The organism is Streptomyces sp. NPDC007907 (assembly GCF_042959365.1).
In the GTDB taxonomy this organism is placed as follows: Bacteria; Actinomycetota; Actinomycetes; order Streptomycetales; family Streptomycetaceae; genus Streptomyces; species Streptomyces indiaensis.
Genome location: NZ_JBIBKR010000003.1, coordinates 754,311 through 773,685, shown reverse-complemented (window position 1 = coordinate 773,685; position 19,375 = coordinate 754,311). Strand labels below are relative to the sequence as shown.

Below are 19,375 nucleotides of genomic sequence, written 5' to 3'. Positions count from 1 at the left end.
CCGGCCCGGGCCCCCGCGTCTCAGTCCCCGCCTCCGGGCAGCGCCCGCTGCACGATCGTGTCCAGGTCCGCCGTCCGCGGCAGCGTTCCGAACGCGTGCCCCCAGTCGCCCCCGAGTCGCGTCGCGCAGAACGCGTCGGCGACGGCCGTCGGGGCGTGCCGGACGAGGAGGGAGGCCTGGAGGGTCAGCGCCATCTGCTCCACGAGACGGCGTGCCGTAACCGGCGACGCCTCCGACAGGCCCGCCTTGAGCCGCGTCACGGCCGAGTCCAGGCGGGCGTCCGCGCCCCGGGCGAGGGCGAGCTCGCCGAACAGGGCCTCAGCGGCGCCCGGTTCGCGGCTCAGCGCCCGCAGCACGTCGAGGGCGTTGACGTTTCCGGAGCCCTCCCAGATCGACAGCAGCGGGGCCTCGCGGTAGTGCCGGGGCATGCCCGAGTCCTCGACGTAGCCGTTGCCGCCGAGGCACTCCAGCGCCTCCGCGGTGAAGGCGGGGCCGCGCTTGGTCACCCAGTACTTGCCGACGGCGGTGGCGATCCGGCGGAACGCGGCCTCGGACCCGTCCACGCCCTCCCCGCGGATCGCCCGGTCGGCCGCCCCCGCCAGCCGCAGGGTGAGCGTCGTGGCGGCCTCGGACTCCAGCGCCAGATCGGCGAGGACGTTGCGCATCAGCGGCTGGTCGACGAGCCGTGCGCCGAACGCGCTGCGGTGGCGTGCGTGGTGCCCGGCCTCGACGAGGGACTTGCGCATCAGCGCGGCCGACATCATCACGCAGTCCAGCCGTGTGCAGTTGACCATCTCGATGATGGTCTTCACGCCCTGCCCCTCGGCGCCGACCAGCCAGGCCACCGTCCCGTCGAACTCGGGCTCGCAGGAGGCGTTGGACCGGTTGCCCAGCTTGTCCTTCAGCCGCTGGATACGGAAGGTGTTGCGCGTCCCGTCGGGCAGTACGCGCGGCACCAGGAAGCACGACAGTCCGCCCGGGGCCTGCGCCAGGACGAGGAACACGTCGCACATCGGCGCCGAGGTGAACCACTTGTGCCCGCGCAGGGTGTACACCCCCGGCTCGGCCGTGGGCGTGGCCGCCGTGGTGTTGGTCCGGACATCGGAGCCGCCCTGCTTCTCGGTCATCCCCATGCCCGCCAGCAGCCCGCGCTTCTCGGTGGGCTCCCGCAGGACGGGGTCGTACTCCCGGCTCGTCAGCAGCGGTTCGTACAGCTTCGCCAGCTCCGGCTGCCTGCGCAGCGCGGGGACGGCCGCGTAGGTCATCGAGGTGGGGCAGCCGTGCCCGGCCTCGGTGTGGCCCCACACCAACCCCCCGGCCGTCCTGACGACATGGGCGCCGGGCCGGTCGTCCACCCAGGGCGACGCGGCCAGTCCCTCCCCGATCGCCGTGCGCATCAGGTGGTGCCAGCTGGGGTGGAACTCGACCTCGTCGACGCGGTTGCCGTACCGGTCGTGCGTGCGCAGCTCCGGTTCGTGCCGGTTGGCCAGGTCGGCCCACTCCTGCACCTGGGCGCTGCCGGCCTGCCTGCCGAGCCGCCGCAGGTCCTCCTCGGCCCACCCGGCGCCCTCCCGCCGCAGCCCCTCCAGCAGGGCCGTGTCGTCGGAGGCGTCGTACGGCGCGAGGGGCGGGGCCTGATTGGTGACGTCGTGCGTGGCGGGTCCGTCGTACCCCCGCTGTTCGTCCACTGTCGAGACCATGTGCCGAGTGTTGCACTCTGTCTGCGGGCGCAGCAATCATGCAACACGGAAATCCGCCGCGTACAGTACGTGACCATGCCGATGAACGTCCCGGCGTGGTCGGGCACGCTCGACCTGCGCCCGCTGTCCGCACGGTCGGTCGTACTGAGCCTGCTCCTCGGGACGCACCCGCCCGAACTGCCGGTCAGGGAACTGCTGCGGCTCGTCGAGGGCTTCGGCGTGGGTGGCTCCACGCTGCGGGCGGCGCTCAGCCGGATGGTGGCCGCGGGGGACCTGCGGCGCACGGACGGGGGCTACCGCCTCAGCGACCGGCTGCTGGAACGTCAGCGCCGCCAGGACGACGCCGTGCGTCCGCGCACGCGCGCGTGGGACGGCGACTGGGAGATGGTCGTGATCACCGCGACCAGACGCGGCCCCGCCGAACGGGCCGACCTGCGTACGCGGCTGACCGCTCTCCGGCTCGCCGAACTCCGCGAGGGCGTCTGGCTCCGGCCCGCCAACCTCACCCGGGCTCTCCCCGGTGACCTGGACCCGGTCGTCCAGCGCTACACGGCCCGCCCCGACCGGCCCCCGGGCGAACTGGCCGCACACCTCTGGCCCCTGGACGCCTGGTCCGCCACCGCCCGGACCCTGCTCGCGCACATCGCCGGCTCGCCCCGCCCGGCCGACCGCCTGGCCGCCTTCGCCGCCGTCGTACGGCACCTGCGCGCCGACCCCGTGCTGCCCCCCGAGCTCCTGCCTGCCGACTGGCCCGGCACCGCACTGCGCGCCGGTTACACCGACTACCAGCGGGAGCTGATCGGAGCAGTACGCGCGCGTGTGCACGGCACGTGACGCGGGCGGCCGTGCGCAGCACCCGCCGGGACACTCCGCACGGCCGCACCTTCACCGTGGGGGGACTGTCCGTGCGGACCTGACATGCTGGTCCGGCACCCGCACCTCGCCGACGAGTTCGCGCGCCGCGTGCCGCGCCGACGAGGGGTTGCGCGGCAGCTCGCGGCCAGGTAGGACCGCGTCGGCTTCGCCGCGCCCCGCTAGGGGGCCTCGGTGCGCGCGGCCGTCAACAGGGAATCCCAGTCCGGGAGTTTGACCACTCCGCGGCCCAGCGAGGCGCCCAGTTCCGCCTCCGCCCGCTCGATCGACTGCCAGCCCCGCCACGCGACCGGGTCGGTTCCCGCCGCGCGCAGAGCCGGGAGGGGGTCGTCGGCCACGGCCCGCCGGGTGAGGACCGGCGCATCCGCGAGGAGGCACGTCGCAGTCTCCTTCGCGCACGGGCGGTTCGTGCCGATGACACCGGTGGGGCCGCGCTTGATCCAGCCCGCCACATATTCACCGGGGGCGACGACGCCCTCGCGCAGGACGCGGCCGGACCGGTTCGGGACGGTGCCGGTGGCCGGGTCGAACGGCAGGCCCTCCAGGGGGACCCCGCGGTAGCCCACCGAGCGCAGGACCAGCTGTCCCTCGATGACCTCATGGCGGCCCGTGCCGGTCACACCGCCCCGGCCGTCCGGGGCCGTGCGTTCGAATCGCGCGGCGGCCACGTGGCCCCGGTCGGGGAGCAGTTCCGCCGGGCGGAGGAAGAAGCGCAGGTGGATGCGGCGCGGGGCGCCCGTCGAGGGTGTCTCGGCCCAGCCGCGCAGCACTTCCACGTTGCGGCGCTGTGGCGCGGGCAGTGCGGACGGGTCGGTGTACCCCGGGTCCAGGGCCAGCTCCGCCGGGTCCACGACGACGTCGGTCTCCGGCAGGGTGCCCAGTTCGCGCAGCTCCTTGGTGGTGAAGCGGGCCTGCGACGGGCCGCGCCGGCCCACCATGTGGATCTCGGTCACCTTGCTGTCCGCCAGGGTGGTCAGGGCCGCGTGCGGCATGTCGGTCGGGGTGAGCTCGGCCAGGCCGCGGGCCAGCATCCGGGTGACGTCCACGGCGACGTTGCCCACGCCGATGACGACAGCCGACCGGGCGTCCCGCAGGAACCCCGCGTCCACGGCGTCCGGGTGGGCGCTGTACCAGGACACGAACCGCGTCGCCGACCAGCTGCCCGGCAGGTCCTCGCCGGGGATGCCGAGGTGCCGGTCGGTGGCGGCGCCCAGGCAGTACACCACCGCGTGGTAGAGCTCCCGCAACCGCGTCACCGCGACACCGCCGGGGCCGATCTGCACGCCGCCGAGGAAGCGGACCCGGTCGTGTTCCAGGATCGCGCGCAGGTTGTTCTGCAGCGACTTGATCTTCTCGTGGTCGGGTGCCACGCCGTAGCGGACGAGTCCGTACGGGCAGGGCAGGCGGTCCAGGACGTCGACGCGCACGTCCGGGTCGAGCTGCACGAGGCTCTGGGCGGTGTAGCACCCGCTCGGCCCGGACCCTACGACGGCGACTCGCAGCACGGCGGAACTCCTAACCCGGGGGATCCGGAGGATCACGGGAGAGCACTGACGCCTCCAGCATCGCACCGGGCGGGCTCCGCTGACAGGGTGCTGTGCTCCGCCCGCGACGCGTGTCCGATCTATAGGGAATGTGATCATGCGGTTACGTTCAGTGGGTGCTGGACGCATCCTTTCTGAATCTTTCTGATCGCTCTCCGGCGGACGGTGCGGTGTCCGTGCGCCCCGCGTGGGAAGTGCGGGAGAGCGAGGGCACCACGCGGTGGTTCGAGTTCCGGCTGGTCTTTCCGGACGGCGCCCGGGTCGACGCGCTGGTGGTCGTCGGCGGCGGATGCGTCCGCGTCGAGGAGGTGCGCGCTCAGCCCGCGCTCTCCCTCGACGACCTGGGCATGCTCGCCGACTGGATCGAGGAAGCGGTGGCCGGGGCGTGCGGCGCCGGGCCCGAGGACGGTGAGGGACCGGGACGCCGTGCCAGGCCGGCCTGGCCGCGCGGGGCGGAGGGGCGGCGGCTGGTCGCACGGGAGTACCGGGCGGCCCAGCGGGACGGCGCCGACCCGGTCCTCGCGGTGATGGGCGCGACCGGGCACAGCCGGCGCACCACCCTCAGACTGATCGGCCAGGCCCGCGACGCGGGCCTGCTGACACCCCGCCGCGCCAGACGCTGAACCGACACCACCGCCTGTTCGCCGTGCAGCGCCGAGGTCAGGCTCCTTCGGGAGTGATCAGGCAGAAGGGGTGGCCGACGGGGTCCTCGTACACCCGGTAACCGACCGGCTTGTCCGAACCGTCGAGCAGGGTCGCACCGAGGGCGAGCACCTGCTCCTCGGCCACGTCGAGGTCCGCGACCATGACGTCGATGTGCATCTGCTGGGGGTGCGCGGGCTCCGTCCAGCGAGGTGCGCGGAAGTCGTCCACTCGCTGAAAGGCGACGACCGGGGTGCCCTCGGCGTTCTGCAGCACGACGAAGTCACCGGTGTCTTCCTGCCGTGAGAGCGACAACAACTTCTCGTAGAAGTCGGCCAGCCGCCCCGGGTCGGGGCAGTCGATGACAACGGTGTACAGGCGTCCGATCACCCGCCTCACTGTGCCACCGGCTTGCGGGCGGGCCACATGACCCCCGTCCGGCTCCACTTGACGACCAGGCTCAGAGCATCTTTCGCATCCGGGTGATCTCGCTCGTCTGCTGGGCGATCACCTCGTCGGCCATTTCCTCCACGCGGATGTTGTTGCCCTGCCCCTTCACGTCCGTGGCCATGGTGATCGCGCCCTGGTGATGGGTCGTCATCAGGGTCAGGAAGAGGTGGTCGAACGACTGGCCGTCGGCCGTGCGGAGCTTCTTCAGCTGGGACTCCGTCGCCATGCCGGGCATCGTGGTGTGCTCGTGCCGCTCGGCCTTCAGCGGCTTGCCGTACGACTTCAGCCAGCCCTTCATCGCCTCGATCTCCGGCTTCTGTCCGGCGGCGATGCGCTCGGCGATCCGCTGCACGTCCTTCGACTCCGCCCGCTTCGGGACGAGTTCGGTCATCACCAGGGCCTGGGTGTGGTGCTCGATCATCATGCGGACGTAGGAGACGTCGGCCGAGTTCGGGGAGTCGTTCTCCGAGCGGCGGTCGGTGGCCTCCTCGGCGGACAGGGTGCGGTTCGCCTCGCCGGGCTCGCCCGGAGCGATCACGGCGGGCCCGTCCGCAGCCGCCTTCCGGTCCGGACCGGAGTCACAGCCCCCGGCCCCGAGCACGGCCAGCGCGACCAGCCCCGTCATGAGGGCGGAGACCCGGGACGCACGGCGGAACAGCACAACGACCTCCAGTGACAGGCGGGTTGAGAAGCACCACGTGTTGCGGACGACGTACTGGCACGCTTCCTCGGGTCATTGATCGGAAAACTTCATTGCGATTCTGTTGCCCCCTGTTGGTATGAGCATGGCGAAGACGATACTGCGTGGTGCGTGAACCGTTCCGCAGCGAACGGAACCAGGGAGGAAAACAGTGATCCTGTTGAACGACCGCAGAACACGCCGCAGACGACTGGGAGTTGTCGCCGCCGCCGGTGGACTGCTGGCCGCGCTCCTCACAGCGGCGCCCGCAGGGGCCACCCCCGACCCCGGAGACGCGCCGCCCGCGCCGAAGAAGGTGTCCAAGAGCGCCCAGGCCGAGGTCCGGGAGGCCATCGAGAACGGCGACATACCCGGCCAGGACGAGATCGTCCACTCCGACAACATCAAGCACCTGGCCCACGTCCCCAAGGACGCCCTGCAGGGCACGAACTCCGACCTCGCCTTCCAGGGCAGGTACGCCTTCGCGGGCAACTACGACGGCTTCAGCATCTTCGACATCAGCAACCCCAAGGCACCCAGGACCGTCACCCAGGTCCTGTGCCCCGGCTCGCAGAACGACATCTCCGTCTCCGGTGACCTGCTGTTCCTGTCCACCGACTCCTCGCGCAGCGACAGCAGTTGCTCCAGCACCACCCAGCCGGCGACCGAGAAGTCCTCGTGGGAGGGCATGAAGGTCTTCGACATCAGCGACAAGCGCAACCCGAGGTACGTCGCCGCCGTCGAGACCGCCTGCGGCTCGCACACCCACACGCTGGTGCCCGAGCGCCGCAACGTCTACGTGTACGTCTCCTCGTACTCGCCGAACGCCGCCTACCCCGACTGCCAGCCGCCGCACGACGGCATCTCGGTCATCAAGGTGCCGCGCGACGCCCCCGAGAAAGCGAAGGTCGTCGGCTTCCCCGTGCTGTTCCCCGGGGAGGGGCCGGACGGCGGCGGCAACCCGGGCGGGCCCACCAACCCGGGCGTGAGCAAGACCACCGGCTGCCACGACATCACCGTGCTGCCCTCGAAGGACCTGGCCGCGGGCGCCTGCATGGGCGACGGCATCCTGTTCTCCATCAGGGACCCGGAACGCCCGAAGGTGATCGACCGCGTGCAGGACAACGTGAACTTCGCGTTCTGGCACTCGGCGACCTTCAACCAAAAGGCGAACAAGGTCGTCTTCACCGATGAGCTGGGCGGTGGAGGCGCGGCCACCTGCAACGCGGAGGTCGGCCCGGACCGTGGTGCCGACGGCATCTACGACATCACCGGCAAGGGTGACCAGCGCAAGCTCGTCTTCCGCAGCTACTTCAAGATCCCGCGCCACCAGGCCGACACCGAGAACTGCGTCGCCCACAACGGTTCGCTCATCCCGGTCAAGGGCAGGGACATCATGGTCCAGGCCTGGTACCAGGGCGGCGTGTCCGTCTGGGAGTTCACCGACTCGGACCAGCCGCAGGAGATCGCCTACTTCGACCGCGGTCCGCTGACCACCGACGTGATCAAGTCGGGCGGTTCATGGTCGGCGTACTACTACAACGGTTACATCTACTCGAACGAGATCGCCCGGGGCTTCGACGTCCTGAAGGTCGACGACCGGCGCACCGACCCGGGCCGCCGGGTCCATGTGCGAGAGCTCAACGTCCAGACGCAGCCGGACTACTTCGACTGACCCCGCGGGTCGCACTCCGGTGCGGCCCCGGTCGCGAAGAAGCGCGACAGATCCTCGTCGCCCCTCCCGCCGCAGGCTCCGGTCTCCGGCGGGAGGCCCAGCTTCCGGTCGAGCCGGTAGCGCTTGAACAGCTCGGCACGCAGCAGCGGCACCGGCATCGGCGCCCCCGGCACCAGGGCCGCGTACACCGCACCCATCAGCAGGGCGCGCATCATCGGGTAGTCGCTGTCGACGTCCGCCGAACCGTGCCGGGCCATGGTGTCCCGCAGCAGCTCGGCCAGCCGCCGCTGCTCCGGGCACTGCATGAAGCCCTCGCCCTGGAGGATCCCCGCCATGTGCTGGCGCATCAGCACGGGCCGGTCCCGGGCCAGGCCCAGGATCGCGTCGATGGCCCGGGCCATCCGCTCCCGGCCGTCCTCGCTGCGCGGCTCGCGCTCCAGCGCCTCCTCCAGCGTCCGGTGCATCAGCCGGTGCACGGCGGACTGCACCAGCTGGCGCTTGCCGGGAAAGTAGTACGACACCAGGCCGCGGGCCGAACCCGCCCGGTCGGCGATGTCGCCGAGCGTCGTCGCGTCGTACCCGCGCTCGCTCACCAACTCGACCGCCGCCTGAAGAAGCCGCTCCCGGGAACGCCGTCGCAGCTCTTCGTTCACCGAGGGGCTACGCGGAGACATGCGGCAACTCCTGTGTTGACTGGCTGCCAGCCAACTATAGTCAGAGGGCCCGGCCATGACCTGCCAGGTCCCGGCCGGTGATGCCGTCTGCCTCGGGCGACGCGGGGGATCGTCCGAGGCGGGCGGACAGTCTGACCCAGTGGTGGCCCAGGGCTACTTTCCCCCAGGGGGCGCGCGACCGCCGGGGGCGGCGCACGCCTGACCCCAGCTCCTCCACCGGCCGCCTCCCGTCGACCCGGCGGCCCCTGCTCAGGGCTGCCAGCGCCGGTGTGCCCACACCGCGACGGCGACCACCGTCGCGCCGAGCAGCCAGCCGCCCACCACGTCCGACGGCCAGTGGACACCGAGCCAGATCCGCGTCAGCCCGACCCCCACCACGGACACGGCGGCCACGGCCACGGCGGTGCGCCACACGACCCGGCCCACGCGGTGCCGGTGCAGCAGCCAGAGCAGCAGGCCGCAGACCACCGTGGCGGTCATGGCGTGGCCCGACGGGAACGCCGAGTAGTGGGCCGAGTCGACGGGGTCGGGCCAGACCGGGCGCGGGCGGTCCACCGCGGCCTTGATGCCCTGCTGCAGCAGCGTGCCCAGCGCGACGGCCAGCGCCAGCCACACCGCCGTCCGGCGCGCCGCCCACCGCACCACCAGCCACACCACGACGGCCGCGCACAACAGACGCATCGTCCAGGGATCCCACACCCAGTCCGTGAGGATCCGGCACGCCTGCGTGAGGACCGGTTCGTCGACCGCCCAGCGGTGGGTGGTGTCGGAGATGTCGCCGTCCACGCCGATCAATGGGCTCCATCTGGCCGCCACGAGGACCAGCAGCAGCGCCGAGCACAGGGCCAGGACGCCGGCGAGTCCGGCCGTGGTGCGGTGTTCCGGACGGGGCGGGGAGTCGACGGACGAGGTGTGCATACAGCGATCCTCGCCGAACCGGGGGGTCCGGATCCAGTACGGGGACGATCTTGCGTCACCCGGCGTCATCCTTCGGCCATGTCCGTGCGCACCCGAAGGGCCCGCGCGCCCCTTCGCTACCCCAGTGCCCGCAACCCCGGCACGAACGCCAGCAGCACCGGCACCACGGGCACCAGTGCGGCCGCCGCCGTCAGCCGCAGGCGCCGGGCCGCGGTCAGCCGGTCCGGGGGCGTGAGCAACCGGTTCACCCGGGCCGGGACATGGGCCTGCGGGGTCGGGCAGGGCCCGAACACGCCACGGTGCTCGTTCAGTTCGACCAGGGCCAGGGCCGTGGTCAGACGGCCGAAGCGGCGCGATGCCGTGTCGTCGGCGGCGAGTTCGACCAGGCGGTGCATCTCGTCGCGGAACGCGGCGAACACCGGCACCTGCGGAAAACCGCCGGCCAGGGCCGAGGAGCAGTTCAGCAGCCAGTCGTGCCGGGCCCGGGCGTGGCCCTGCTCGTGGGCGAGCACGGCGTCCAGCTGCCGGCCCTTCAGCCGGCGCAACGCCGCCGTGGTGACGACCAGTTGCGGGGGAGTGCCCGGCTGCCACCAGGCATCGGGCTGCTCGCTCTCCAGGACGACCAGCCGGCCGGACACGGCCACCTCGCCGGGCAGCAGCGGGGCCCGGACCAGCAGATCGGCGCGCCGACGGCGGCGCCGGGCACGGGCCCGGCCGATCTCGCGGACCAGCATCGCCGCGCTCCACAGTCCGCCGCCGGCCAGCGCGACCGCGGTGGTCGCCGCCCAGGGGCCCGCCGTGCCGAGGGCGTAGGCCTCGACGACCGCGCGCGGGGCCGTGGCGAAGAGGTGCCCGCCGACCGCGTGCCAGGCCGCGGCCGCACTGAGCGTCATCGACAGCGCGCAGCACACGAGCACGGCCGCCACCACGCACTGCCACACCCACAGCGCCACCACCGGCTCACGGTCCGGCCAGTCCGCCCGGGCGAGCAGCCGGGGGGCGACCACGGCGGTCAGGGCGCCGAGCAGCAACAGCGCGGCGGGGAGCATCATGGGGGCAGCCTATGAGCGCGGCCCCGCCCAGGGGTACGACTTGTGGCGTCAAAGTGACGCAGGCAACGGAGTCGTCGGGGCACGGTCCGGCGGAGGCGACGGCCGGGCCGGGGGATCCGGCCGGGCGCCGCCACGGCGGACGCGGTTGCCGGGCCCAGGGGGTCCGCCGGGGCGCCGCCCGCCGGTGCGGCTCACAGCGTCAGCAGCATCGCCACCATCGCGATCCCCATGGACAGCCGGCAGACCCGAGCCAGTTCCGGCCGGTCTCCCCACCCGGCGGCACCGCCTCCCCCGGCCACGGCGGCCACCGGCACCAGACGGACGCCGGCCACGAGCACGTACCCGGCGAAGTAGAGCAGCAGCGCCCCGGTCAGCAGCGGCACATCCGACCCGCCCCGGCCGTGCCCGTGAGCGGGGGAGCCGGCCATGACGAGCGCCATGTAGACCATCGCCGCGGCACCCACCAGGTGGTGGAGGTGGTGCGCGCCGGCCCGCGCCGCCCACAGCGCGTGGACGCCCGCCGCCCCGAACACCGCGGCGTAGAGGGGCCACGCCCACGCGGGCGGTGTGTACACCGCCGTCGGCACGGCCATCGCGGCCATCCCGAACCCCATCAGCGCCTCACCGCCCGCCGCGCTGCGCTGCCCCTCGGCGCCGCTGCGCATCCGCGCCAGGCAGTAGGCGCCGGTCACGGCGCAGAGCGCCACCAGCAGCCAGCCGGACGAAGCCGGTCCGTGCACGCGTACCTCCCCGTTCGCGAGTCGGTCGATCGATGCCCGGGCCACGCGGCGCGCACGCGAGCGCAAGGATGTACACGGGGAGCATTCGACGGAGCACGGCAGGTGAAGGGGTATGCTTTACGAGTAAAACACCTGTTAATCTTGTGCGTCATGAGTGCTGCGCCGCCCGTCCCCGTCACCCCACCCGCCCGGCGTCTCCCGCTGGCGGGGGTGCTGCGCCTCGGCAGGCCCTCGGAGATCTGGTTCAAGCCCGCGCTGAGTGTCGTCGCCGCGATCGCCCCTCCCGCCCTGACGCTGCAGACCCTCGGCCGGCTCGACCTGGTGATGTACGCGATGGCCGGGTCGCTGTGCGCGCTGTACACCCACAACCGTCCGTACGCTGCCCGGGCCGGGGCCCTGCTCAGGGTGGTGCTGGGCATGCTCGGCGGGCTCGCCGTGGCCCTGGTCGCGGCCTCGCTCACGGACAGGGCCGTCCTCCTGGTCACGGTGGGCGCGCTGCTGGCTGCCGCGCAGAAGGTGCTGTGCGACGCCACCCGGATCGGCCCGCCGGGCAACGTCGTCCTCACCTTCGTCAGCTCCGCCGCCCTGTTCGCGCCGCAGACCATCGGCCAGGTGCCCGGCCATCTGGCCCTCGCCGCCGGGACCGGTGCCTGGGCCTGGCTGGTCTGCATGGCGCCCGCGCTTGTCCGGCCGCACGGACCGGAGCGCCGCGCCACCGCCGCCGCGTTGAGGGCCGCCGCCCGGTGCGCCGACACCGGCGGCGCGGCGGAGGGCCGTGCGCGCGCCGCCGGTTACGCCGCGGTGCAGGCCGCCTGGCAGTCGCTGCTGTCCACCCGCGCTCCCTCCCGGACCCGGCGCGCCCTGGAACGGCTCGTCGTCCGGGCGGAGGTCGCCCTCGCGGCGCCGAGGGAGGCGGACCCGGACCGGCTGCGGGCCTGGGCGGACGCGCTGCGCGGCACCGGACCCGTGCCCGAGGCCGGGCTGCCGGACGCGGCCGCCGGCGAACTGCTCGGCCTGGCCGCGGCCCGGCCCCTGCTTGCACGACTGGGTCCGCTGACACCGCTCGCGGTGCGTACCGCACTCGGCTGCGCGCTTCGCCGGCTACGTGTCCCTCGGCCTCGGCATCGGCCGCCCCTACTGGGCCCTGGTCACCGCCGCCTCGCTCTACCAGGCCAACATCGCGCTGACCTGGAGCCGTGCCGTGCAGCGGGTCGTCGGCAACGTCGTCGGCGTGCTCGTGTTCCCGGCCGTCGTGCCGGTCGCCCACCTCGGGCCGCCGGCGCTCGTGCTGTGCTGCCTCGCGTTCAGTTTCGGCGCCGAGGTGCTGATCAGCCGGAACTACTGGCTCGGCAGCGTCTGTGTGACGCCGATGGCCCTGCTCATCACGGAGTTCGCCGGGTACCAGGAGCCCAGGACGCTGATGACGGAGCGGGTCGTGGACACCGTGGTCGGTGCGCTGGTCGGGTTCGTCGCCGCCGTGGCCGTCACCAACCGGCGCGCGGGCGACCGTGTCGAACGCACGCTGACCTCCGCCGACCGGGCCCGCGAGCACGCCGCCCGTCTGCTGGCCGAGCCGGACCCGGGCACGGCGGCACTGGAATCCGCCCGCCGCGGTCTGGCCGTCGCCCTGACCGACCTGGGCGCCGCCGCCGACGCCGCCGCCGGTGAATGGTGGCAGCGGGCCCTGCCCCAGGAGCGGGTCGTGCTCGTCGAACAGTCCGGACACCGTACGCTCGCCGCTACGGCCCGACGCCAGGGACTGCTCCCCGACCGGGACCCTGCTGCCGAACCGGACCGGGACCAGGCCACAGAAACGGAGGACGCACGGTCATGACGCCGACCGAAGGACCCTCGCCCACGGGCAGCGACACGGGACGGGCCCCGCGGCAGGAGGCCGGGGCGGATCCGGAGGCGCGAGACCGGGCGGCCGGTGCAGCGACGGCCGGAGCGGGTTCGGCCGACAGGGCCGAGCGGTCCGGGGAGGGTCGCGACGCCGGCCGGGGCACAGCCGGACGTGGAACCGCGGACGCAGGAACGACGGCCGGAGCGGGTCCGTCCCGCGATCTGACTGCCGGTGCGGACGCGGGCGGCGACGGTCCCTCCGCCGGGGCGAGTCCGGGCGGGGGCCGCCGGGACGACACGGTCGCTTCCGTCGTCCGGCAGTGGCGGGCCGTGCGTCCCGGGCTCGACACCGGGCCGATGGAGATCATCGGGCGGATCAACCGCTGTGCCGCCCTGCTCCAGCAGGCCGAGGACGCGCCGCTGCGTCGCGCGGGGCTCAGCCGGCCCGAGTTCGACCTGCTGGGTGCGCTGCGTCGCACCGGGCACGAGCTGACGCCCGGCGACCTGGCCCGGGAGACCTTCTCCTCCGGCGCCGCCGTCACCAAACGGCTGAAGCAGCTGACCGAGCGCGGTCTGGTCGAGCGGCGCGGGGACACCCGTGACCGCCGGGTCGTCCACCTGCGCCTCACCGACGCCGGACGCGACCTCGTCGACGGTGTCCTGCCCGTCCAGCTCGCCTACGAGACATCGGTGCTGTCCGGCCTCGACGGCCCCGAGCAGGACGAACTCGCGGACTTGCTGGGGGAGTTGCTGAGCCGGCTGGAAGGGCGGGCCGGGATGCTGCGGCCCTGAGCCGCCCCCAGGCCGTGGCGTCGAGACGCCCCGCTTCACCCCTGCGGTACTTGCTCGCCGAGGATCCGTTCCGAGCTGCCGTCGGGGTAGCTGTTTGGCGGTGTCGATGAAGACACTTCAGCGCAAGTCCCGGCCGGGCCCCTCGCCTGCCCTACCGCCGGTTCAGCTCTCGTAGTCCGCCCGGTACACGCCGAACATCGCTCCCTGGGGATCCCGCAGCACCGCGATGCGCGGCCCCTCGGGCACGGAGGTGGGCACCATCAGGACCGTGCCGTGCCGCTGCACGACGGCGGCCGTGTCGTCCACGTCGGCCACGGCGAAGTACGGCAGCCAGTGCGCCGGCACCTCGGGCGGGAACTTGTCGTCCATCGTCACCATGCCGCCGAAGTCGGCGCCGCCCACGCCCCACTGGGTGTAGCGGTCCGACGGGGCGACGGTCCAGCCGAACACCCGCGTGTAGAAGGACACGGCCCCCTCGGGATCTCGCGTCATCAGTTCCACCCAGCCCAGCGAGCCGGGCGCGTTGAACAGCCCCGCGCCCGGGAAGGTCCCCGCCTGCCACAGCTGGAACACGGCACCGCCAGGGTCGGCGGCCACCGCGAAACGGCCCACGTCGAACACGTCCATCGGGCCGAACAGCACCGACCCGCCCGCCTCGGTCACCGCCCGGAGGGCGGCGTCCGCGTCGCTCACCGCGAAGGACACGTTCCAGGCGACCGGCTGCGACGGCTGGTACAGCGGGGCGAGCGCGGCCACCGCCGCGTCGCCGAGATGCGCGACGGTGTACCCGCCGGTCTCCTGACGCGCGTCCGTCTCGTGCCGCCAGCCGAACAGCCGCGTGTAGAACCGCCGGGCCGCCTCCAGGTCGCTGGTCCCCAGCTCGGTCCAGCAGGGACCGCCGGTCACCGGTGCGTCGAGCTTCATGGCGTTCCTTCCGCGAGCGGCGGGGACAGGCCCCCCGGGGGGCTTCTCCAGCACGCTAAGGCGCTTCGCGGGCTCCCTGCCATCCGGGGAAACCCACTGGTGTGCCGTCACGGCCCGGGCGTACCCTCACCCCGTACCGCACCGCGTGGCGGCCGCCGGCTCCTTCACCCTGCCCGGAGGTACCCATGCCCGCGCCCGAGGTGCGCCCCTTCCGCCGTACCGACCGCGACCAGCTGACCGACCTGGTCAACCTGCACGTCGCGGCCGTCGTCCCCGGCGTCTCCGTCTCCGTGAACACCGTGCTCGGCGACCTGGAGCGCCGGCCGGGGGAGTTCATCACCGACCCGTGGGTGGCCGAGCGGACGACGCTCGTCGCCGAGCAGCGCGCGCACGTCGTCGCCGCGGCCCACCTGCTGCGCTACCGCGCGGACGCCGACGTCGGCGACGACTACCGGGACGCCGCCGAGATCAACTGGTTCGTGCATCGCCAGTCGGCGCCCCTGTGGCCGGACGCCGACCGTGCCGCCGACCTGCTGATGCGGGCGTGCCTTGCACAGTTCACCCGCTGGAACGCCCGGATCGGGTACGGGGACGGCTCCCTGCCCGCCCCGCTCGTCTACGGTCTGCCGCGCAACTGGCCGCACATCCGGGCCCTCTACGAACGCGCGGGATTCCGGCACACCGGTGACACCGAGGTCATCCTGATCGCCCGGGTCGCCGACCTGCCGCTCCCCGAACCCCGGCCGGACGTCACGGTGGAGCGCACCCCGGGGGCGTGCGGCACCCGCTTCACCGCCCGGGCCGAGGGGGAGAGCCTCGGTTTCATCGAGATCGACACGGCCCTGGCCCGTCCGGAACGCCACGCCCGTGCCGCGGGTCTCGCCGAGATCGGCAACCTGCACATCGACCCCGCGCGCCACGGCACCGGCCTGGAGCACTGGCTGCTCGGCCGGGCCGCCGACTGGCTCCGGCTGTGCGGCGTCGACCGGCTCGTCACCTGCGAGGCCGCCGGGGACAGCGCGACGCTGGCCCTGCTGACCGCCGCGGGGTTCGGCGAGCTCACCCGCACCGACCGGGGCTGGGAGTACCGCCCCGACAGGGCTCAGATGCCCGGGCGGTAGCGCATCGGGTGGTCCGCCGGTACCTCCACCAGCACGATCGGCGTGCCGTCCGGGTCCGCGATCCACATCTCGACCAGCCCCCAGGGTTCCTTCACCGGCGGCCGCACGATCTCCACGCCCTTGGCGCGCAGCTCCTCCTGCGCCGCAGTCACGTCGTCGACCTGCAGCCACAGCCGTACGGAGGGCGCCTGCGGCGTCTCGGACCGGCCCGAGACCTCCAGGAAGCCGCCGCCCGTGAAGAAGACCGTGCCGCGCTCCGCACCCGTGCCGAACTCCCGGTACACGGCGAGGCCCAACTGCTCGCCGTAGAAGACCCGGGAGCGCTCGGGGTCGGTCGGGCGGAGCAGGATCCGACTGCTGAGTACATGCACCATGCAGCGGAGCTTAGTGGTGGCGTTACGCTCATCCCTGCCCGAGCCGCGCCCGGAGGACGGAGACGTACACCCATGGAAACCGCCGCCACCGCACTGACGTTCCGCGACGCCACCGACGCCGACGTGGACGAGCTGGTCACCCTGATCGAGTCGGCGTACCGGGGCGACGACAGCCGGGCCGGGTGGACCACCGAGGCCGACATCCTCGAAGGGCAGCGGACCGACCCGGAGGGGGTGCGGGCGGTCATCAAGTCGCCCGACAGCCGCCTCATGACGGTGGAGCGGGACGGCAGGATGGTCGCCTGCTGCCAGCTGGAGCACCGGGGTGAGAGCGCCTACTTCGGGATGTTCGCCGTCAGCCCCCTGCTCCAGGGCGCGGGCCTCGGCAAACTGATCATCGCGGAGGCGGAACGCCAGGCCCGCGAGGACTGGGGCGTGCGGGAGATGCAGATGACAGTGATCTCCGTGCGCGACGACCTCATCGCCTGGTACGAGCGGCGCGGCTACCGCCGTACGGGACGCATGACCCCGTTCCCGTACGGCGACGAGCGCTTCGGCGTCCCGCAGCGCGACGACCTGCAGTTCGAACTGCTGGTCAAGGAGCTCGCCTAGCGGCTGGGGGTATTGATCACGAGCGTTATCGACAGCCGTCGGGCTTGATCATGGCGAAGACCTCCGGTGCGGTGGAGCTGTCTGGGACCGCACCGCACGGAGGTCTTCGTGTGTCCCACCGTCCTGCACCAGCAACGACGAACGCAGCGCAGCCCTGGCCGACTTCCCCCACGCCTGCAACCACCGTCGCTGCCACACCGCCCTCGCAGGTCGGCCATCCCTCACTCGCGTGCACAACCCTGCGGGTCCATACAGCTAGTGCCGCGGCAGGCAACGTTCGCCCCGTCGCGACGCCCGGCACGCCCTCTCGCCGCACCGGCCGAAAGCCCAAGTACGTCCAGTACGAGGGCTTCCGGCCGGCACGCCGAGAGCCCGCACCGGACGCCGCTCCTTCACGGGCAAACGTTGCCTGCCGCGGCACTAGGCCGTGAAGCGGCCCGTGCGTTTGATGTCCGGGTGGTCGGTGGTGGCGCCGTCCAGGCCGAACGCCCGGACCAGTCGCAGCTGGTCCTGCGTGTTCACCACCCAGCCGATGATCTTCAGGTCGGCCTTGCGGGCCCGCTCCACGATCTCCAGGGTGAGCCGGCGGATGTTCAGACAGACGGTCTCGGCACCGGCCTCGACCGCGCGGTCCACGATGTCCGTGCCGTAGCGGCTGGCGACCAGCGCGGTGCGCACGCCCGGCACCAGTGGCTTGATCTCGGCGATCGCCTCGTCGTGGAACGAGGACACCTCCACCCGGTCGGCGAGATCGCGCCGGTTCATCACCTCGGCCAGGGCCCGGGCCGCCTGCTTGTCCTTGATCTCCGCCTGGAGGGGCGTGTGGACGGCGTCCAGCACCTCCTCGAAGACCGGCACCCGCTCACCCCGGCCCGCGTCCAGGGCCCGCAGCTCGGCGAGGGTCTTGTCGGCGATCGGGCCGGTGCCGTCGGTCGTGCGGTCCACCTCCGTGTCGTGCATGACGACGAGCGCGCCGTCCTTGCTCAGGTGCAGATCGAGTTCGATGGCGTCGAGCCCCGCCTCCTGGGCGGCGACGAAGGACCGGAGGGTGTTCTCGGGCTCCACACCCATGACTCCGCGGTGACCGATGGTGAGGAAGTTCAAGACGTGACTCGCTTCCGTCGACAGGCGGCACTGGGGGCCTGACGGCCCCCCTGACCGTATCGCCTGGACCCGCCCTGTGCAGAGAGTGAGGGCATGGTTGCGGCACATCCGGGCAGAAGCGTGGCCGACAGGAAAAAGTGCGGTGAAGCACAGGGTCGGGCAGGATAATTTCCCGGGTTCACCCTTGCTGGGAGGAACCTCGTGTGTATACGGTCTGCATACGTGAGATTCTCCCGTGGAAGGTGGGACATGACGGAAATTCTTGTGCAGGTGGGTTCGGAGGAAGCTCTTCCTCCCGTGGCCAGGGTGGTGGACCACCCGGCATGGCCCGTGCTCAAGGATGCCGTGGAGCGGATCCGGCCATGGCAGTCCAAGGACGGGTCGATCGATTTCGACGCCGAGGGCGCGCCCGACCCGGCCGACGCCGAGTTCGCGGTCCGCCGGGTCGCCGACGCCGTCCGGGAACTCTCCCCGCTGCTCCCGCACGACACCGCCTACCACGAAGCCCTGGTCAAGGACCTGACGCGGTGGGCCGACAGCGGCTTCCAGGTGCCCGACTTCCTCGACTCGCTGCTGGCCTTCCAGCCCGCCGCGAACCGCGCGGACGGCCTCCAGCACCTCGTCGTCTTCCCGATGTACACGCAGAACGGCAACCCGGACCGCAACCTCGAGGCGGTCGTGCTGCGCATGGTCTGGCCGGACTGGCTGGCCGAGCTGGAGCGCACCCGCTACGACAACCCGCTCTTCTGCGGCATCAAGTTCGAGGACTTCACGGCCGGTTACGACACCAACTCCGCCGTCCTGTTCCCCGAGACCATCGCCGTGCGCGAGGCCCCCGAGCGGTTCACCTGGGGCGGGATCTTCTGCGACCGCGAGGCCGCCCGCTTCCGCCGGGTGACCGACGCCGCCGTCGACATCCTGGGCCTGGAGCTGCCCGAGGACGTCGCCGCGATGGTCCACGACCAGAAGCGCTGCGAAGAGGCGTTCGTGCTGTGGGACATGGTCCACGACCGCACCCACAGCCACGGCGACCTCCCGTTCGACCCCTTCATGATCAAGCAGCGCCAGCCGTTCTGGATGTACGGCCTGGAGGAGCTGCGCTGCGACCTCACCGCCTTCAAGGAGGCCGTGAAGCTGGAGGCCGACGGCATCCCGCAGGCGCGTGACGTGCAGGTCGCGGTCCTCTTCGACCGCATGTTCCGCTTCCCGGTCACCGGCGAGCGGGTGCGCAACTACGACGGCCTCGGCGGTCAGCTCCTCTTCGCCTACCTGCACAAGCACGACGTCGTCCGCTGGACCGACAACAAGCTCACCATCGACTGGGAGCGCGCTCCGCAGGTCACCAACCAGCTGTGCGCCGAGATCGAGGACCTGTACCGCGACGGCATCGACCGCCCGAAGCTCGTGCACTGGTTCGCCGGGTACGAGCTGGTGTCGACCTACCTCGCCCCCCACCCGGGTTCGAAATGGGCGAAGGGCCCCGACGCCCTCGACACGACGCAGCCGCCGCGCAAACTCGTCGATGACGTGCTTCCGGACGAGTTTCCGCTGAGCATGTTCTATGAGGCACTGTCCAAGAAGCTGAAGCATGTGATCGCCTCCACCAAGGGCATCACGGCGGACAGCGCCGAGCGGATCGCCGCGTGAGCGATCGGCGTA

At 72.4% G+C, this 19,375-nt stretch carries 18 protein-coding genes and 2 pseudogenes; 9 read left to right on the top strand and 11 right to left on the bottom strand.

The genetic code is table 11. The features are described from left to right. Positions 1-20 precede the first annotated feature (20 nt). Positions 21-1,700: an acyl-CoA dehydrogenase family protein gene (locus ACFZDI_RS14990; protein WP_391250710.1), complete on the bottom strand. Its 1,680-nt coding sequence runs from the start codon at positions 1,698-1,700 to the stop codon at positions 21-23. 75 nt (positions 1,701-1,775) lie between these two features. On the opposite strand from ACFZDI_RS14990, the gene ACFZDI_RS14985 reads away from it, so the two are divergent. Then, positions 1,776-2,534 (top strand): PaaX family transcriptional regulator C-terminal domain-containing protein, encoded by a 759-nt coding sequence (locus ACFZDI_RS14985; protein ID WP_391250708.1) that lies wholly within the window; start codon positions 1,776-1,778, stop codon positions 2,532-2,534. A 200-nt stretch (positions 2,535-2,734) separates the two neighbouring features. Here the strand turns inward: ACFZDI_RS14985 and ACFZDI_RS14980 are convergent, their stop codons facing one another. After that, positions 2,735-4,078, bottom strand: coding sequence for an FAD-dependent oxidoreductase (locus ACFZDI_RS14980; RefSeq protein WP_391250706.1), 1,344 nt, complete (start codon positions 4,076-4,078; stop codon positions 2,735-2,737). Between the two features lie 209 nt (positions 4,079-4,287). On the opposite strand from ACFZDI_RS14980, the gene ACFZDI_RS14975 reads away from it, so the two are divergent. Next, entirely contained in the window at positions 4,288-4,740 is a 453-nt protein-coding gene (locus tag ACFZDI_RS14975; protein WP_391250704.1) for a DUF6214 family protein, read from the top strand. Between the two features lie 37 nt (positions 4,741-4,777). On the opposite strand, the gene ACFZDI_RS14970 is transcribed toward ACFZDI_RS14975, so the two are convergent. Both ACFZDI_RS14970 and ACFZDI_RS14965 read right to left on the bottom strand, forming a co-directional pair. Further along, on the bottom strand, positions 4,778-5,149 hold the full coding sequence (locus ACFZDI_RS14970; protein WP_391250702.1) for a VOC family protein: 372 nt from the start codon (positions 5,147-5,149) through the stop codon (positions 4,778-4,780). Positions 5,150-5,219: 70 nt separating this feature from the next. Next, positions 5,220-5,870: a DUF305 domain-containing protein gene (locus ACFZDI_RS14965; protein WP_391250699.1), complete on the bottom strand. Its 651-nt coding sequence runs from the start codon at positions 5,868-5,870 to the stop codon at positions 5,220-5,222. A 190-nt stretch (positions 5,871-6,060) separates the two neighbouring features. On the opposite strand from ACFZDI_RS14965, the gene ACFZDI_RS14960 reads away from it, so the two are divergent. Next, positions 6,061-7,563: a hypothetical protein gene (locus ACFZDI_RS14960; RefSeq protein WP_361114114.1), complete on the top strand. Its 1,503-nt coding sequence runs from the start codon at positions 6,061-6,063 to the stop codon at positions 7,561-7,563. Here ACFZDI_RS14960 and ACFZDI_RS14955 read toward each other — a convergent pair. The 4 genes from ACFZDI_RS14955 to ACFZDI_RS14940 form a co-directional block, all read right to left on the bottom strand. Next, positions 7,551-8,237, bottom strand: coding sequence for a TetR/AcrR family transcriptional regulator (locus tag ACFZDI_RS14955; RefSeq protein ID WP_234845924.1), 687 nt, complete (start codon positions 8,235-8,237; stop codon positions 7,551-7,553). The genes ACFZDI_RS14960 and ACFZDI_RS14955 overlap by 13 nt on opposite strands. 249 nt (positions 8,238-8,486) lie before the next feature. After that, the gene (locus ACFZDI_RS14950; RefSeq protein ID WP_391250694.1) at positions 8,487-9,155 is read right to left on the bottom strand and encodes a phosphatase PAP2 family protein; all 669 of its coding nucleotides are present in this window, start codon (positions 9,153-9,155) and stop codon (positions 8,487-8,489) included. 116 nt (positions 9,156-9,271) lie between these two features. After that, positions 9,272-10,207, bottom strand: a complete 936-nt coding sequence (locus ACFZDI_RS14945; protein WP_234845922.1) for a M56 family metallopeptidase — start codon at positions 10,205-10,207, stop codon at positions 9,272-9,274. Positions 10,208-10,398: 191 nt separating this feature from the next. Next, the gene (locus tag ACFZDI_RS14940) at positions 10,399-10,947 is read right to left on the bottom strand and encodes a DUF5134 domain-containing protein (protein ID WP_391250690.1); all 549 of its coding nucleotides are present in this window, start codon (positions 10,945-10,947) and stop codon (positions 10,399-10,401) included. A gap of 150 nt (positions 10,948-11,097) precedes the next feature. Between ACFZDI_RS14940 and ACFZDI_RS14935 the strand changes: the two are divergent. Together ACFZDI_RS14935 and ACFZDI_RS14930 are read left to right on the top strand one after the other, a co-directional pair. Next, a pseudogene (locus tag ACFZDI_RS14935) lies at positions 11,098-12,781 on the top strand (FUSC family protein). 230 nt (positions 12,782-13,011) lie between these two features. Beyond that, positions 13,012-13,581 (top strand): MarR family transcriptional regulator, encoded by a 570-nt coding sequence (locus ACFZDI_RS14930; RefSeq protein WP_391251121.1) that lies wholly within the window; start codon positions 13,012-13,014, stop codon positions 13,579-13,581. A gap of 162 nt (positions 13,582-13,743) precedes the next feature. Here ACFZDI_RS14930 and ACFZDI_RS14925 read toward each other — a convergent pair whose 3' ends face one another. Further along, on the bottom strand, positions 13,744-14,505 hold the full coding sequence (locus ACFZDI_RS14925; RefSeq protein WP_391250687.1) for a VOC family protein: 762 nt from the start codon (positions 14,503-14,505) through the stop codon (positions 13,744-13,746). A gap of 185 nt (positions 14,506-14,690) precedes the next feature. On the opposite strand from ACFZDI_RS14925, the gene ACFZDI_RS14920 reads away from it, so the two are divergent. Continuing rightward, positions 14,691-15,626, top strand: coding sequence for an N-acetyltransferase (locus tag ACFZDI_RS14920; RefSeq protein ID WP_391250684.1), 936 nt, complete (start codon positions 14,691-14,693; stop codon positions 15,624-15,626). Here ACFZDI_RS14920 and ACFZDI_RS14915 read toward each other — a convergent pair. Beyond that, positions 15,608-16,000 (bottom strand): VOC family protein, encoded by a 393-nt coding sequence (locus tag ACFZDI_RS14915; protein WP_234845917.1) that lies wholly within the window; start codon positions 15,998-16,000, stop codon positions 15,608-15,610. The two genes, ACFZDI_RS14920 and ACFZDI_RS14915, sit on opposite strands and share 19 nt — an antisense overlap. A 72-nt stretch (positions 16,001-16,072) precedes the next feature. Here ACFZDI_RS14915 and ACFZDI_RS14910 point away from each other — a divergent pair, with 72 nt between their 5' ends. Together ACFZDI_RS14910 and ACFZDI_RS14905 are read left to right on the top strand one after the other, a co-directional pair. Further along, complete coding sequence (locus ACFZDI_RS14910; protein WP_234845916.1) at positions 16,073-16,612, top strand: GNAT family N-acetyltransferase; 540 nt, start codon at positions 16,073-16,075, stop codon at positions 16,610-16,612. Between the two features lie 127 nt (positions 16,613-16,739). Beyond that, positions 16,740-16,871: pseudogene (locus ACFZDI_RS14905) on the top strand (IS481 family transposase); the annotation flags it as partial. Positions 16,872-17,032: 161 nt separating this feature from the next. Here the strand turns inward: ACFZDI_RS14905 and ACFZDI_RS14900 are convergent. Beyond that, the gene (locus tag ACFZDI_RS14900) at positions 17,033-17,716 is read right to left on the bottom strand and encodes a glycerophosphodiester phosphodiesterase family protein (protein ID WP_391250679.1); all 684 of its coding nucleotides are present in this window, start codon (positions 17,714-17,716) and stop codon (positions 17,033-17,035) included. 249 nt (positions 17,717-17,965) lie between these two features. On the opposite strand from ACFZDI_RS14900, the gene ACFZDI_RS14895 reads away from it, so the two are divergent. After that, a complete protein-coding gene (locus ACFZDI_RS14895; protein WP_391250676.1) occupies positions 17,966-19,363 on the top strand; it encodes a DUF6421 family protein in 1,398 nt (465 codons plus the stop codon). Positions 19,364-19,375: the final 12 nt, after the last annotated feature.